Annotated in this window: 9 protein-coding genes and 1 pseudogene; 9 read left to right on the top strand and 1 reads right to left on the bottom strand. The window is 58.1% G+C overall.

Features of this window, described 5'->3' with window-relative positions:
* The first annotated feature begins 91 nt into the window (after positions 1–91).
* From J3T92_RS09240 to J3T92_RS09215, 6 genes are all read left to right on the top strand, one after another.
* Positions 92–1,393, top strand: a complete 1,302-nt coding sequence (locus J3T92_RS09240; RefSeq protein ID WP_024627197.1) for an ABC transporter substrate-binding protein — start codon at positions 92–94, stop codon at positions 1,391–1,393.
* A gap of 2 nt (positions 1,394–1,395) precedes the next feature.
* Positions 1,396–2,367 carry a carbohydrate ABC transporter permease gene (locus J3T92_RS09235; protein WP_024627196.1) on the top strand — a complete coding sequence of 324 codons (972 nt, stop codon included), beginning with the start codon at positions 1,396–1,398 and terminating at the stop codon, positions 2,365–2,367.
* Positions 2,364–3,203 (top strand): carbohydrate ABC transporter permease, encoded by an 840-nt coding sequence (locus J3T92_RS09230; RefSeq protein ID WP_267401236.1) that lies wholly within the window; start codon positions 2,364–2,366, stop codon positions 3,201–3,203. Before J3T92_RS09235 ends, J3T92_RS09230 begins: the two co-directional genes overlap by 4 nt.
* Before the next feature lie 7 nt (positions 3,204–3,210).
* Positions 3,211–4,503: a glycoside hydrolase 5 family protein gene (locus J3T92_RS09225; RefSeq protein ID WP_267401234.1), complete on the top strand. Its 1,293-nt coding sequence runs from the start codon at positions 3,211–3,213 to the stop codon at positions 4,501–4,503.
* 313 nt (positions 4,504–4,816) lie between these two features.
* On the top strand, positions 4,817–5,893 hold the full coding sequence (locus J3T92_RS09220) for a LacI family DNA-binding transcriptional regulator (protein ID WP_267401272.1): 1,077 nt from the start codon (positions 4,817–4,819) through the stop codon (positions 5,891–5,893).
* A gap of 55 nt (positions 5,894–5,948) precedes the next feature.
* Complete coding sequence (locus tag J3T92_RS09215; RefSeq protein WP_416378864.1) at positions 5,949–9,245, top strand: glycoside hydrolase family 2 TIM barrel-domain containing protein; 3,297 nt, start codon at positions 5,949–5,951, stop codon at positions 9,243–9,245.
* Between the two features lie 19 nt (positions 9,246–9,264).
* Here the strand turns inward: J3T92_RS09215 and J3T92_RS09210 are convergent, their stop codons facing one another.
* Positions 9,265–10,806: a xylulokinase gene (locus tag J3T92_RS09210; RefSeq protein ID WP_267401232.1), complete on the bottom strand. Its 1,542-nt coding sequence runs from the start codon at positions 10,804–10,806 to the stop codon at positions 9,265–9,267.
* 242 nt (positions 10,807–11,048) lie between these two features.
* On the opposite strand from J3T92_RS09210, the pseudogene J3T92_RS09205 reads away from it, so the two are divergent.
* The 3 genes and pseudogenes from J3T92_RS09205 to mmsB all read left to right on the top strand — a co-directional run bounded on the left by J3T92_RS09205 (position 11,049) and on the right by mmsB (position 15,054).
* A pseudogene (locus J3T92_RS09205) lies at positions 11,049–12,168 on the top strand (substrate-binding domain-containing protein).
* 67 nt (positions 12,169–12,235) lie between these two features.
* Positions 12,236–13,804, top strand: coding sequence for a sugar ABC transporter ATP-binding protein (locus tag J3T92_RS09200; RefSeq protein ID WP_267401230.1), 1,569 nt, complete (start codon positions 12,236–12,238; stop codon positions 13,802–13,804).
* Between the two features lie 23 nt (positions 13,805–13,827).
* The gene (mmsB, locus tag J3T92_RS09195) at positions 13,828–15,054 is read left to right on the top strand and encodes a multiple monosaccharide ABC transporter permease (protein WP_267401229.1); all 1,227 of its coding nucleotides are present in this window, start codon (positions 13,828–13,830) and stop codon (positions 15,052–15,054) included.
* The last annotated feature ends 46 nt before the right edge of the window (positions 15,055–15,100 follow it).

The raw sequence follows: 15,100 nt of genomic DNA, 5'->3' as shown, positions 1-15,100 counted from the left end.
ATGGGTGTCTGTCCGGCCGGTTCGTTCGTCAATTTGGATCGGCCGGAAGCTCCACAAAGAAGTGAGTAGTAAAAACAGAAAGGAAGCTCCGATGAGAGCACTGAAGAAGGTAGCAGTACTGATCTGCGCGACTGCCATGGCTGGTTCGCTGGCGGCGTGCGGTGGAAGCAACAGCAGTTCAGGCGGGTCGAAGGACGGCAAGCCGTCGGGCGAGATCTCCTTCCAGACCTGGAATCTGAAGAACGACAAGTACACGCCGTACTTCAAAAACCTGATTTCGGCCTACGAGAAGTCGCATCCCGGCACCACCATCAAGTGGATCGACCAGCCCTCGGACAACTATGAACAGAAGCTGTCCGCCGACGCAGCAGCCAATTCCCTGCCCGACATCATCGATGCCGGTCCCTCCCTGATGTACGGTCTGGCCAAGGCCGGGGCCCTGATGAACATCAGCAAGGAAGCTCCGAAGGCCCAAAACAACTATTACAAGAACGCCTGGGATGCGGTGACCTTCAAGGGCAAGGACATCGAGGAAGGTGCCTACGGCTTCCCCTGGTACGTCAACGATGGACCCACCTATTACAACACCGAGCTCATGCAGAAGTGCGGGCTGGATCCCAATAAGCTGCCGGTGACCTGGGATGACTACTTCTCCCAGGCGGACACCATGGTCAAGAGCGGCTGCGGGGCCTATATGTCCACCATGCTGGGTGGTGCTGTCGATGACTATGCGTCGGCTGGCATCCCCATTATGAACAAGGACCACACCAAGTACATCTTCAATTCCCCCAAGGCCGTCAAGCACCTGCAGCGCTTCGTCGACCTGTTCAACAAGAAGGGAATTCCGCCGGAGGCCCTGAGCGCACAGTGGTCTCAGCAGGGCGAGTTCTTCCAGAAGGGCTCCATCGTGGCCATGGGCGGCAGCGCCTACTCGGCGGCGGACTTCAAGCAGAACTCTCCTGACCTCTACAAGCATCTGGCTGTGGGCACCAAGATCAGCGATGAGGGCAAGTCCGCCAGCCTGGCCTATGAGATGCTGGCCGTCAACGCCCAGACCAAGAACAAGACGCTCGCCCTGGACTTCGTCCAATATGTGACCAATGCCAAGAACCAGCTGGCATTCGCCAAGAAGTCCAACACCTTCCCCTCCAGCAAGGGCGGTCTTGATGATCCCTACTACGCCAACATCGACACCAGTGATGTTCAAGGCAAGGCGCTGAAGGTCACTCTGAACTCCGTAAAGACCGGGTACTCAAGCCGTCCTGCCGAGTTCACCGATGCCAATGGCAAGGACTACCTGCAACAGCAGGCTGCTCTGGCTCTGCAAGGCAAGCAGACCGCTAAGGAGTCCTTGGACAAGGCCGTCAAGTACGCCAACGAGAAGCTGCAGTAACTATGAGCCGCGTTGACTCTTCCGCCGTCCGGCCGAAGGCTTCTGCCCTCGGCCGGCCCGGCGGGTCTCAAGCCGGGGGACAAGGCGGCAAGGGGACCCATTGGACCACAACCCTGGCCCCCTACCTGTTCGTCTTCCCGGCCTTTGCCATCGTCTTTATATTCGTCATCGTTGCTGCGCTGAATACCTGCCGGCTGGCCTTTACCGATTCCACGCTGCTGCGACCGGGCAAGTTCATCGGCATCCAGAACTTCGTAGCGATCGTGCATGACGACTATTTCTGGACCGCGCTGCTCAACTCCACCCTGTACGTGGTCTGCGTGGTCCCCTTTATGGTGATTCTTCCATTGATTTTGGCCAACCTGGTCAAGGGGAACTCCAGGATCATGGGGTTCTTCAGAACCTCCTTTTACACTCCCGTGGTCATGTCGGCCGTGGTGGTGGGAATGATCTGGACCAACCTGCTGGATCCCAAGGGGCTGGTCAACTCGGTTCTGGAGTCCCTACACATCATCCACAGCCCGATCCCATTCCTCAGTGATCGCTGGCTGATACTGTTCACATCCATGTTCGTCACCATCTGGCTGGGACTGGGATACTACATGGTCATCTATCTGACCGCCTTGGCCAACATTGACGCCTCCCTGTACGAGGCAGCCTCGCTGGATGGGGCCGGCCCGGTAAGGCAGTTCCTCTATGTCACCATTCCAGGAGTGAGATCCACCATCGTGCTGATCATGATGCTGTCCACCATCGCGGCCTTCCGCGTGTTCAACGAGATCTACGTGCTCACCAATGGCACGGCTGGTCCCGGCGGTGAAGACATCACCATGTCCATGCTCATCCAGAAGGAGGGCACCGGTATCCAGGCCAGGACTGGCTATGCCAGCGCGCTGTCGCTGATTGTCCTGGTTGTGGTCGGAGCCATGCTGATTCTGCAACAGATCATCCAGAAGCGGGGGGAGGACTCATGAAAAGCGGTCACTCCAATGTCACAGTCGGCAAGGTCGTCCAGTACCTTGTGCTCATACTGGTCTTCATCCTGCTGGTGGGGCCCTTCGTCTGGGAGCTGTCGCTCTCCTTCAAGGGCAAGGGCGACAACGTCTATGCGGTTCCGCCCTATATCATTCCGAAGACACCCACCTGGGATAATTACCTATCCGTCTTCAGGCAGGTTCCGGTCTTCCGGTACATGCTGAATACGGTGATCGTTGCCATCCTTTCGATCGGTGGCAACGTGATCTTCTCGACCATGGCCGGATATGCGCTGGGCCGGCTCAAGTGGCGCGGGCGCAATCTGCTCTTCACGATTTTCATGGGCACCATGGTCATCCCCGTCGAGGGTGTGGTCATCTCCCAGTTCCTGATCGTCAGAAGTGTCGGCCTGCAGAACACCCTGTTGGCTGTTGCCCTGCCAGGCATGGTGGGCGCCGTGAACATTCTGCTCATGACCAATGCCTTCAAGAGCATCCCGGACGAGCTTGAGGAGGCGGCCGAGGTGGACGGTGCCAATCTTTGGCAGCGGTTCTACAGGATTTGCGTGCCTCAGGTCAAAGGCACCATGACCGTCGTCGGCATCTTCGCCTTTGTGGGCGCCTGGAATGATTTCCTCTGGCCCCTGATCGTCATCTCCGACGAGTCAAACTACACGCTCACACTGGGCATGAACCGACTCAAGGGCATGTTCATTTCGGATCCCAGATTGATAGCAGCGGGGGCCCTGGTCTCCCTGATACCGATTCTGGTCTTCTTCGCCTGCTTCCAACGCTACTTCTTCCGTGGTCTGGAACAGGGTGGCATCAAGGAATAGCATCATCATGAAATTTGGAGTCAATTACACCCCCTCCCACAACTGGTTCTATTTCTGGCTGCATCCGGATTGGGATGCTGTCGCCAAAGACCTTGACGACATTGCTTCCATTGGGCTGGATCATATCCGCATCTTCCCGCTGTGGACGCTGCTCCAGCCCAACAGGACCTGGATCAACGGCGCCGCCCTGGACGACCTGAGGCATATGGCCGCCCTGGCGGATGAGCGAGGGTTGGATGTCTATTCGGATGTGATTCAAGGGCACATGTCCAGTTTTGATTTCGTGCCCTCATGGCTGGTCTCATGGCACGAAACCAATATGTTTACGGATCCGGACGCTATTCAGGCGCAGGCCCGACTGGTCGCTTCGGTTTATGAAGCGTTGGCGGATCTGCCCCATTTCCGTGGTCTGACCATTGGCAACGAATGCAACCAGTTCACAGATCGTGTCCATCCGCGTCGAATGCCCGCCACCTCCAAGGAGGCTGAAAACTGGCTGCTGGAGCTGCTGACCCCCTTGAAGGAGAGGGCGGCCCAGGAAGGCCGTGTGCTCCTGCATTCCGAAAACGATGCGACCTGGTATCAGGACGGCCACGCCTTTCTGCCAAGATATGTGTCCAACATCGGAGACATGACCTGCATTCATTCCTGGGTTTTCAACGGCGCCGCCCAGGAGTCCGGCCCCCTGGCCGAGGAAAGCACGCGGCACGCCGAGTACCTGGTGGAACTGTCGAAGGCCTTTGCCAGTCAGCCACATCGGCGGGTTTGGCTGCAGGAGGTCGGTGCCCCGCTCAATGTGATGGACGCAGGACAGGCCGCTGACTTTTGCAGGTCTTCGGTGGAACATGCCCTCGATTGCAGCGACATGTTCGGCATCACCTGGTGGTGTTCGCATGACGTTGACCAGCAATTCGGTGATTTCCCACCCTTTGAGCATCAGTTGGGTCTGTTTGACCAAGAGAGGCACCTGAAGCCCATAGGACAGGCTTTCGCCCAGGCGGTGAAGGACTACTCTGGCAAGGAGGGTTCTCAGCCCAGGTCCACGGCTCTTGTCGTGGGTGTGGATGAGCATGATGATCCCTTGCTCAGATCTGCCTGTGCGCCCGGCGGGTCCATCTTCAACAAGTGGATGGAACTCAGCCATCAAGGTGCAAGGCCGACACTGGTCACCTCCCTGCACGCGGCGGATAGCAGCTGGCTGCAGGACAGGGGTGTCAGCGAGTGCATCGCCGTCAAGCCTGTCGGCGGAAGCTCCTATAGCGCCGTATCTGACCCCTCCCTCCTGCCAGAGAAGTCCTGACCGCTGCACTCTGGCCCACCATATTCGGATTTAGTTTCCTTCGGAGACTATATGTGAACGATAACAGGGTCCTTGATCTCAAACATGGTCGTCTGCAACCGTATGCGTTGTAAGCCACTGTTTTGTGCGGATGAGGGTCTAAGTTAAGGTTAAGGCCGATGTTCATATACGCCTAAAGCGTGTGGCAGGCAGTTTTGTTTGATGAGTCGGTCGAGCCGGATTACGGGCGTCGACGAGGATGGTTGGTATGAGGTGGCGCATGGGCGACGAGTCCGCTGGCGGAGAAACAGAAGCCAGAACGGATCACAAGGAGATGGACGATGCCAGGGTCAGCCTCAAGGACATAGCCAACGAACTGGGGATATCCCAGACCGCAGTCTCCTTCGCTATCAATGACAAGCCCGGAGTCTCCATCCAGACCAAGCGCAGGGTTCGCGAAGCGGCGGCCAGAATGGGTTGGAAACCTGCATATGCCGCTCAGGCCTTGGGCAGTTCCAAGACTATGACAGTGGGTTTCGCCCCGGCCAGGTCCATGGATGCCTTCCAGACCGAAGGATTCATGCTGCATTTCATGGCCGGTATCCATGCCTCTCTGAGCAGGTCGGGCTACGGCCTGCTCTTCCGCCCTTGCGCCACCCTGGATGAGGAGCTGGACACCTATCGTGACTGGGCCAGACGCAAGCGGGTCGATGGGGTGGTGCTGGTGGATCTTCTCTCCGATGATCCCAGGCCTCGGCTCCTGCACAATCTGGGTCTGCCCGCAGTCTTGGCCGGAGGACCTGATTCAGATAACTACCTGCCCTCGCTGTCCATCGACGATTCCCGAACCATGACGACGATCATGGATCATCTGAGTTCGCGCGGGCATGCCCGGATCGCCTACTTGTCGGGGGATAAGAACCTTGACTACAGCCGTGCCCGTGTCTCTTCCTTCAAGGAGTTCGTCCGCAGTAAGAACCTGGGGGAGCCGAAAGTGGAGTTCACGGACTTCACGCCTGACAAGGCCGCCGCCTTTACGCTTCGTCTGTCATCGGGGAAGAATCCATATACGGCTTTTATCTACGAGAACGAGATCATGGCTGCGGCAAGCCTGCGAGCGATGCTGGAAAGCAGGACGACATCCATGGCAGGGCAAGGGTCCGATGAGAAGACCGCTGCTCCTGCGTCGGCCTACATGGGTCTGCCAGCCATGGTCAGCTTCGAGGACAGCTTCATCTGCCAGAGTACCTATCCCTCCATCACGTCGGTCCATCGTGATGCCGGACTCTACGGCACCAAGGTGGCCAACCTGCTTCTGAAGATCTTCCGAGGGGAGCATGTGGGGGGTAACCGCCGCATCCTTACCCCCAAGCTGGTCATCCGCGAGAGCACGGCGCGTCCGGTGCAATGAGGACTGTGACAACCTCCGGGAATTCTGTGCCATGGCCCCGCTATCATGGTCGCATGTGAGCGTAAACAATTACGCCTGTGAAACGTCTGCTGCCATGGCCACCGAGGAGGATGGAATAGTCATGTTCATACCACGTTATTACGAGGATCCAGCCACGCTGCATGTGGGGACCGAGCCCAACCGTGCATACTGCGTGCCAGCCGGCGCCCCCATGGACACGCGTGGTGACCTGCGCAGGCGTTCCGATCGCTACCTGGACCTGGATGGGGACTGGGATTTTCGCTATTATGCCAGCATCGACCAGCTGGACGCCGAGGTCCAATCCGCGGTCGAGGCCGAGGATCCGGTCTTCTTTGAAGCCGACTACAGCCCTTCCAAGGATGCGGGCCGAGGGGTGTACAAGCCCATCCATGTGCCGGGAGTCTGGCAGACCCATGGCTATGACAATCCCCAATATACCAACGTGCGCTATCCTTTCCCCTTTGATCCGCCCAGGGTGCCTGCCGACAATCCCTGCGGCATCTACCTGCGCGCCTTCGACTACGATCCCGATCCCTCAGCGCCTCGGGCCCTGCTCAATTTCGAGGGGGTGGATTCCTGCTTCTATCTCTGGGTCAATGGGGATCTGATCGGCTATAGCCAGGTCTCGCACGCCACCAGCGAATTCGACGTGACCGACCATCTGCAGCGGGGCCGTAACCAGCTGGCCGTTCTGGTGCTCAAGTGGTGTGATGGGAGCTATCTGGAGGACCAGGACAAGTTCCGCATGAGTGGCATCTTCCGCGATGTCTACATCCTGCGTCGGCCCAAGGCACGTCTGCGTGACTGGTTCGTCCACACTGACCTTGATAAGGACATGAGCCATGCCAGTGTGACCCTGGATCTGGTTCCGACCGGGGTATCGGGCCAGGATGATGCCGCTTTGGACATCCAGGCTCTGCTGACCGACCCTGACGGTGTGGAGGTGGCACGGGCCGAGCTGACGGGTTGCAAGGAGCCTGCGCAATTTGCCATGGAGGTTGGCCATCCTCGTCTCTGGAATGCCGAGGATCCTGAACTTTACCGGCTGACCTTGTCGACCAGGGCCACCTCTACCGGCTCCAGCGACTCGGATGAGGTCATCACCGAGTACATCGGCCTGCGTACCGTCAGCGTGGACGGCCAGGTGGTCAAGGTCAACGGCAGGCCTATCAAGATCCACGGGGTCAATCGCCATGACGGGGATCCGCGTACCGGCTTTGCCATCGATCAGAAGCAGATCATGCGTGACCTGACCCTGATGAAGGAGCACAACGTCAACGCCATCCGCACCTCCCATTACCCCAACAGCCCTCAGTATTACGCCCTCTACGACCAGCTGGGCTTCTACCTGATCGCCGAGGCCGACCTGGAGGCCCATGGCATCGAGGCACTCTACCACGGTCCGGACTGGAAGGAACCCGATTACTGGAATGGTCGCATCGCCGACGAGCCGATCTTTACCAAGGCCATTGTGGACCGGGTCCAGCGCAGCCTTGAACGGGACAAGAACCATCCCTCCATCCTGATCTGGTCCATGGGCAACGAGAGCGGATACGGCTGTGGCATCGAGGCGGCTCTGGCCTGGACCAAGTCTCGGGACCCCTCCCGTCTGACCCACTACGAGTCGGCCATCCACGGTTCGCCCCGGAAGGATCTTGACTACAGCAATCTGGACATCACCTCGCGGATGTATCCCAGCATCAAGCAAATCGAGGATTACTTCACGCCGGAGGGTCCTCACGGCATCAGCAGCCACGGGGATGACGGGGACGGGGGCCGTCGGCCTTACTTCCTCTGCGAATACTGTCATGCCATGGGGCTGGGCCCAGGGGATCTGGAGGACTACTTCCGAGTCTTCCAGGCTCATCCGGGACTTCTGGGCGGTTGCATCTGGGAGTGGGCCGACCACGCCATCGACCAGGGCAGGGACCGCAGGGGCCGTCGGATCTATGCCTACGGGGGAGACCACGGCGAGTACCCCCATGATGCCAACTTCTGCATGGACGGCCTGGTCTACCCCGACCGGCGGCCCCACACCGGCCTTAGGGAATTCAAGAACGTCTACCGACCGGCCCGTCTGGTCGGCTACGATCCCCAGACCCGTCTGCTCACCCTGCATAATTATTTGGACTTCACTTACCTGGACGAATACCTGAGCCTGAAGTGGATCCTCCTGTGTGATGGAGAGCCGGTGGCTTCCGGGATGCCCGAACTGGATCGGGGGACCGGCCTGCATATCGCCCCCCATGCCGAGGGCACCGTGGGTCTGCCCGCCATGGATCCCCCTGAGAAGGGCCGTCTTACCCTGCTTGTGGAGTACACCCTGGCCAAGGCCGATCCAGTGCTTCCCCAAGGGCATCCGCTGGGCTTTGATCAGCTTGAAGCTGCGGACATGGGGTTGCCTAAACGCCCTAACGGCGTGGCCAGGGTCATCAGTGCCGACCCCGGCAGCGGATCCCGGGGCGCCCACCGGCCGGTGGTCAGGCGGACTGATGCCCGTTTCAATGTGGAGGGGGCCGACTGGCGCTACGTCTTCAACCGCCGTACCGGCATGGTGGAATCCATGAGCATCGACAACCGTTCCCTGTTGACCGCCCCTATGGAGGTCAACCTCTGGCGGGCGCCCACCGACAACGATGCCACCATCAAGGAGGAATGGCGCAAGGCCGAATACGACCGGGCTAGTACTCGAGCCCTATCCTGCCAGCTGCAGACCGACCAGGGCAGGGGATTGACCACGATCAGAGCCGAGCTGTCCCTGGTGGCGCCCTTCATTCAGCCCATGGGCAGCATTCTCGCCACCTGGACCCTGAGCGACCAGGGTGGGCTGGATCTGAAGATGGAGCTGCATCGGGATCCCGAGTTCCCCTATCTGCCCAGGTTCGGCCTTCGACTCTTCCTGCCCAAGAGCCTGCAGCGGGTCACCTACTGCGGCTATGGGCCCTACGAGAGCTACCGGGACATGCACCGTGCCAGCCACTATGGCGTTTTCCATGACACCGCGTCAGGCATGGTCGAGCACTACCTGCGTCCTCAGGAGAACGGCTCCCATTATGGCTGCGACTACGTCCTAGTGGAGGATGACCGCTCCCTGCTGCAGACGGCGGGGGATGGGCCCATCAGCTTCAATTGTTCCCCTTACACGCAGGAGGAGCTGACTATCAAGGGGCACGACCATGAGTTGGAGGAATGCGGCTCGACCGTGCTCTGCCTGGACTATGCCACAAGCGGCATAGGTTCCAACAGCTGCGGACCCGAGCTGGATCCCGCCTACCGCCTGGATGAAACCGATCTGGTCTTCGGACTGCATCTGCGGGTCCGTTCCAAGTGACCCAGGCTGGCGGGGCCTTTCATCCCCGCCAATGCAGGTACTGCTGGTAAACCTGCTCGCAGGGTGCGCCCGTCAGTGTGGTCTCGATGTCCACAGGCCAGGATGGAGGTTCCTCTTCTCCTGTCAGAGTCCAGGCTGCCTGGCGGGCCGCACCGATGGCCACGTACTCGTCCGGCCGGGGCAGCTGCACATCCATGCCTAGGATTCCCGGGGCATAGGCTCTGACCGCTGGGGACTTGGCACCGCCGCCGACCAAAAGGATCCTGGCGACCGTGGTGCCCAGCCGTTTCAGCAGCTCCAGGCAGTCACGCTGGGAGCAGAGCAGGCCCTCCACGAATGCTCTGGCCAGGTTGGTGCGGGTTGTGTTGGCCAGGGTCAGTGCCTCCAGCCTGGCGTGGGCATCAGGGCGGTTCGGGGTGCGTTCGCCGTCGAAGTAGGGGATCAGGGTGATGCCCTCGGCTCCCGGCGAGGACTTCTCAGCCAATTCGGCAAGACCGTCGTAATCCGTCCCCAGGGCGGCCAGGCCCGCGTCCAGGATGCGTGAAGCGTTGATGGTGCAGGCCAGAGGGAGCCAGTGGCCGGTGGCATCGGCGAATCCGGTGACCGAGGCGCTCATGTCATAGGCGGGGACCGGGCTAACCGCGGCAGCGACCCCCGAGGTTCCCAGGGAGATGGAGACGTCGCCCACCTGCATGGCCAGGCCCAGGGCCGTCATGGCATTGTCGCCGCCGCCCGGTGCGATGATGCAGCCGCCGGACACATCCCTGCCGGCGATGCGGGGGTCAGCCTTGGCTCCGACCTGGTAGGGGCCAAGAACCTTAGGCAGGATTACCTGTTCGGCCATCCCGGCGGGCAGGGCTATGGCCAGCAGGTCACGCCGGTAGCTGTCGGCGGCGGGGTCGTAGTAGCCGGTGCCGGAGGCATCAGAGCGATCAGTGAAGAGATCCTCCAGCCCGGGTTCAGTCTCCGGGTCGGCCGCGGGACCATGGCCGGCGATAACCCAGCTCAGCCAGTCGTGGGGGAGGCATATGGCCGCGATGGCCTTGGCATTATCCGGCTCCACCCGGCTGACCCAGGCCACCTTGGTGATGGTCAGCGACGCTACCGGGGAGGAACCCACAGCCCGTACCCAGGCTTGCTTGCCCCGCATGGCCAGATCCTGGTCTGAATCCGGGTTCTTGCTTGATTCGTCGTTTTCTGCCTTGGTGGTTTTAGTCTTGTTGGTTTCAGACCTGGCTAGCCGGATGATGAGATCGTCGGCATCAGGAGCCGAACGTGTATCGTTCCAGAGCAGGGCATCCCTGATCACCCGCCCTTGGTGGTCCAGCAATACCATGCCATGCTGCTGGCCGCCCACGCTAATGGCCGAAACATCGTCCAATCCACCCGCCTGGGCGGAAGCTTCCTGAAAAGCCTTCCACCAAGCCATGGGATCAACGCTGGTGCCTGCCGGATGAGGAGCCTTGCCGAAGCGGACCAGCCGACCGGTCCGGGCATCGGTGACCCTCACCTTGCAGGATTGCGTCGAAGTGTCCACTCCCGCCACCAGGATCTCATTCATGTCAGCCTCCTTGCTTGATCGCCTTTCAGCGAGAACGTGCTTGTCTCGATCAATATCATTAATTCATCATACTAATGTGCCTTCACGAATTGCTAAATCCAGGATAATCTGCGGCAAAAACCTACGTAATTACTTGAAATAGTCAAATCAATAAACTTTGTGCTAGTATGTGTGCCGGAAGAGATCCAGCTTGCCGAGGGGGACAAGTCGGAGGCAACCCTTCAACGAAGAAAGGAACCATCATGAACAATTGGAAACGAGCGGTTTGTGCATTGGCCGGGATTGTCATGCTCGCGTCAATGGGTGCCTGCGGAGGCTCAAGAGGCGCGACTGCGGGGGGGGGGGGGCGTAAATGCTAAAAACCCCTCAGATGTGACCGTCGGAATCTCGATGCCGGAACAACAGCTGGAACGCTGGCGTCTCGACGGCGATAATCTCAAAAAACAGCTTGAAGGCAAGGGCTACAAGGTCCTCCTGCAATTTGCTGACAATAAGACGGATCTGCAGGCTTCCCAGATTCAGAATATGGCTAATCAGGGAGCTAATTTCGTTGTGATCGCTTCCATTGACGGCACGGCTGTAGGGCCAGCCGCGGAGGCAGCCAAATCAAACGGCGCTACGGTGATCGCCTACGATCGACTGATCATGAACACCGATGCTTGTGACTACTACTCGACGTTCAACATCACCGAGGTGGGCAAACTCCAAGGGCAATACATAGTTAAAAAGCTCGGCCTGGATAGTGGCAAAAAAGGGCCGTTCAACATTGAGCTGATGACCGGCTCGCCAACAGACAACAACGCCAAATACTACTTCCAGGGATCTTGGTCGGTCCTCGAACCATATTTTAAAAACGGGTCATTGGTGTCCCCGTCAGGTCGAGTTCCCAAGAATCTCGAGGATTGGCAGAGCATCGGCATACAGAATTGGGATCGTCAAAACGCGCAGAGCGAGATGGAAAACCGCATCAATTCCTATTACAACAGCGGAAGACATCTTGATGCCGTTCTCGCCCCCAATGATGCAATTGCCATGGGGACTGTGAACGCTGTAGACGCGGCGGGCTGGAATTACTATCCGATCATCACCGGTCAGGATGCCGAAAAGGCCAATGTGGCCAACATCGTTGCGGGCAAGCAGACAATGACGGTCTACAAGGATACTCGTAAACTGGCTGATTCAACTGCTGCCCTGATCGAGAAACTGGTAAAGGGACAGAAGCCCAAGACCAACGACACATTCAACAACAACAATAAGGATGTGCCTTCGATCCTGCTGAAGCCGGTCTCCGTTGACAAGGACAACGTCAAGAAGGAACTGGTTGACAGCGGGTATATCTCCGCGGCAAACGCTGGACTGTGACGAAACGTCATCGGGCATTCGCCGGAGGTTCATTGAGTGCGGATGCCCTTAAATTCAGAAGGCACCAATGACATCATCTCAAAACACGATTTTGGAAATGCGGGACATTGTAAAGTCCTTCGGTCCAGTCACGGCATTGGACCATGTCAATATCAAGGTCCAACAGGGTCAGATCTTCTCTATCTGCGGCGAAAATGGGGCTGGTAAATCCACTCTCATGAACGTTCTGTCGGGAGTCTACCCGTATGGATCATACTCAGGAAGCATCATCTACCAGGGAAAACCCTGCAGGTTCTCTAGCATACGAGATTCGGAGCGCGAGGGAATCGTCATCATCCACCAGGAGCTGGCACTCGAGCCCTACATGACGATTGCTCAGAATATCTTTCTGGGCAATCCCATCACCAAGGGAATCTTCATTCAGGATGATCAGCAACGCCGAAAGGCCAAGGATGTCATGTCCCTGGTCGGTTTGGATGAGGATCCAGACACCCTGGTCTCCAACCTCGGTGTGGGCAAGCAACAACTGGTGGAAATCGCCAAAGCCCTCAGCAAGAACGTTCAATTGCTTATTTTGGACGAACCTACAGCAGCGCTCAACGATGAGGATTCCTTCCACCTGCTGGATTTGATCGACCGGCTTCGCAGGGAACGTGGCATAACGGCCATCATCATCTCCCATAAGCTCAACGAAATAGCGGCGTCAGCGGATGCCGTCCAGGTGATCAGGGACGGAAAGACCATCAGTGATTGTCGGGTCGATAAGGAGCACCCGCTGGATATGGATGTCTTGATCCGCGATATGGTCGGCAGACCGATGACCAATCGTTATCCGGAGCACGAATCGCACATCGGCAAGGAGATGTTCCGTGTTGAGCATTGGAGCGTCCACCATCCACAGGATTCCAACCGTTTGGTGGCCAAGGATGTCAGCTTCAATCTCCGCGCTGGCGAAATAGTGGGTATGGCTGGGCTGATTGGGGCTGGAAGAACCGAAACCGCTATGAGCATCTTCGGTCACCAGTACGGCGTCGGGGCTAGCGGCGACATATATATGGAAGGCAAGAAAATTACCCTGCCCGACGTGCGCTCGGCCATTGACGCGGGTCTGGCTTACGCCACCGAAGATAGGAAAGAGTACGGCCTCAACCTGATCGCTTCCATTCGAGAGAACACCTCAATGGCTAACCTCGGACACCTGTCTCACCAAGGTGTCTTGGATCTCGACCGTGAAAAACAGATTGCTGAGCAGTATCGGCGGGATTTCAGGACGAAGACCCCGAGCATAGAGATGCCGGCGAGCAGCCTGTCCGGAGGCAACCAGCAGAAGGTGGTGCTTTCCAAGTGGGTATCCACTGAGCCCAAAGTGCTCATACTGGACGAGCCGACCCGTGGCATCGATGTGGGTGCCAAATACGAGATATATGAGATTATCGACCGGCTGGCCGATGCCGGTTCGGCCATTCTGGTCATATCATCCGAGTTGCCTGAGCTCTTGGGCATCTGTGACCGAATCTACACGATGAGTCAAGGAATCATTACGGCATGTCTGGACGCCCATGCCACCGATCAGGAGGAGCTGATGCGGTACATGACGTCTGAAATCCCTTGCAGTGAGGAAGCGGTGTTCGCATGAGCGTCAAGGAAGGAAAAACAACAATGAAGCAGTCGGTCGCTGACGCGTCCAATGACAGCGGAAATCCGCAGGTGGCCACTCTTAAGTCCACCTTGCTGGGCAATGCTCGACAATATGGAATCTATCTGGCACTGGTAGTGGTCATTGCCATCTTCGAAGTGCTGACCGGAGGGCGTCTGCTCTTCCCCAACAATTTTGTTGCTCTATTTCAGCAGAATGCCTATGTGCTCGTTCTGGCCATCGGCATGCTTATGGTGATCATCGGTACTCATATCGATCTGTCTGTGGGCTCTGTGGTTGCTTTCATTGGCGGCATGGGCGCTTTCATGATGAAGAACTGGGGTTTGAACTGGTTCCTGGCCATTGTGCTCATGCTGGCGCTCGGACTGATTGTTGGTATCTGGCAGGGCTTCTGGGTAGCCTATGTTGGCGTACCCGCCTTTGTCACGACCCTTGGCGGAATGCTGGTTTTCCGTGGTCTGGCAACTGTGATCGCCGGTGAATCCATTCCCCTTCGCTCGCGTGAGTTCCGTGCCATCTCCAAGGATTTCCTGCCGAACATCTTCGGTTTCTGGTTTGGTCTGGATGGGCTGACCTTGGTCGTTGGGGCAGTGGTCATACTCCTGGTTATCGTCATGCAGGTCCGTCGTCGGTCTCATACTATCCGGGTCGGGCTGCAGGCTGAGCCGAGGAGCTGGATGATCATCAAGTGCGTGCTGGCCACCTTGGTCATTGGGTTCGTAACCTACCTGCTGGCTTCTTCCGGAAACCAGACTCAGGGTGGTATACCCATCGTCTTGGTCATTATCGCTGTGCTAGTGGGCATCTACTGGTTCGTTCTCAACAGGATGGTGCTGGGGCGCGATATCTATGCTGTCGGTGGCAACAGAAAGGCCGCCGTGCTTTCGGGCATCGATACACGCAAGGTCGATTTCAAGATATTCCTCAACATGGGGCTGCTTGCCGCCATCGCTGCAATCATCACTTTGTCCCGACTGGCTTCGGCTACGGCCCAGACCGGTATGGAGTTTGAAATGGACGCCATCGCCGCCTGCTTCATCGGTGGTGCGGCTGTGGCTGGTGGCGTAGGCACCATCCCCGGCGCCATGGTAGGTGCACTGATCATGGGTGTGCTCAACCAAGGGCTGTCGATCATGGGTGCGGATGCCGCCATAGTGAAGATCATCAAGGGTCTGGTTGTGATTATCGCCGTGGCATATGATTTGATCAGCAAACGTCACAAGAAGTAATTGCTGACCTGTCTGCGCCCCGCCCTCTGTTCGTTTCCTGCTTGGA

The sequence above is a fragment of the Bifidobacterium sp. B4081 genome (genome assembly GCF_026537335.1).
Taxonomy (GTDB): Bacteria; Actinomycetota; Actinomycetes; order Actinomycetales; family Bifidobacteriaceae; genus Bombiscardovia.
This window is presented reverse-complemented; position numbering and strand designations above follow the sequence as displayed.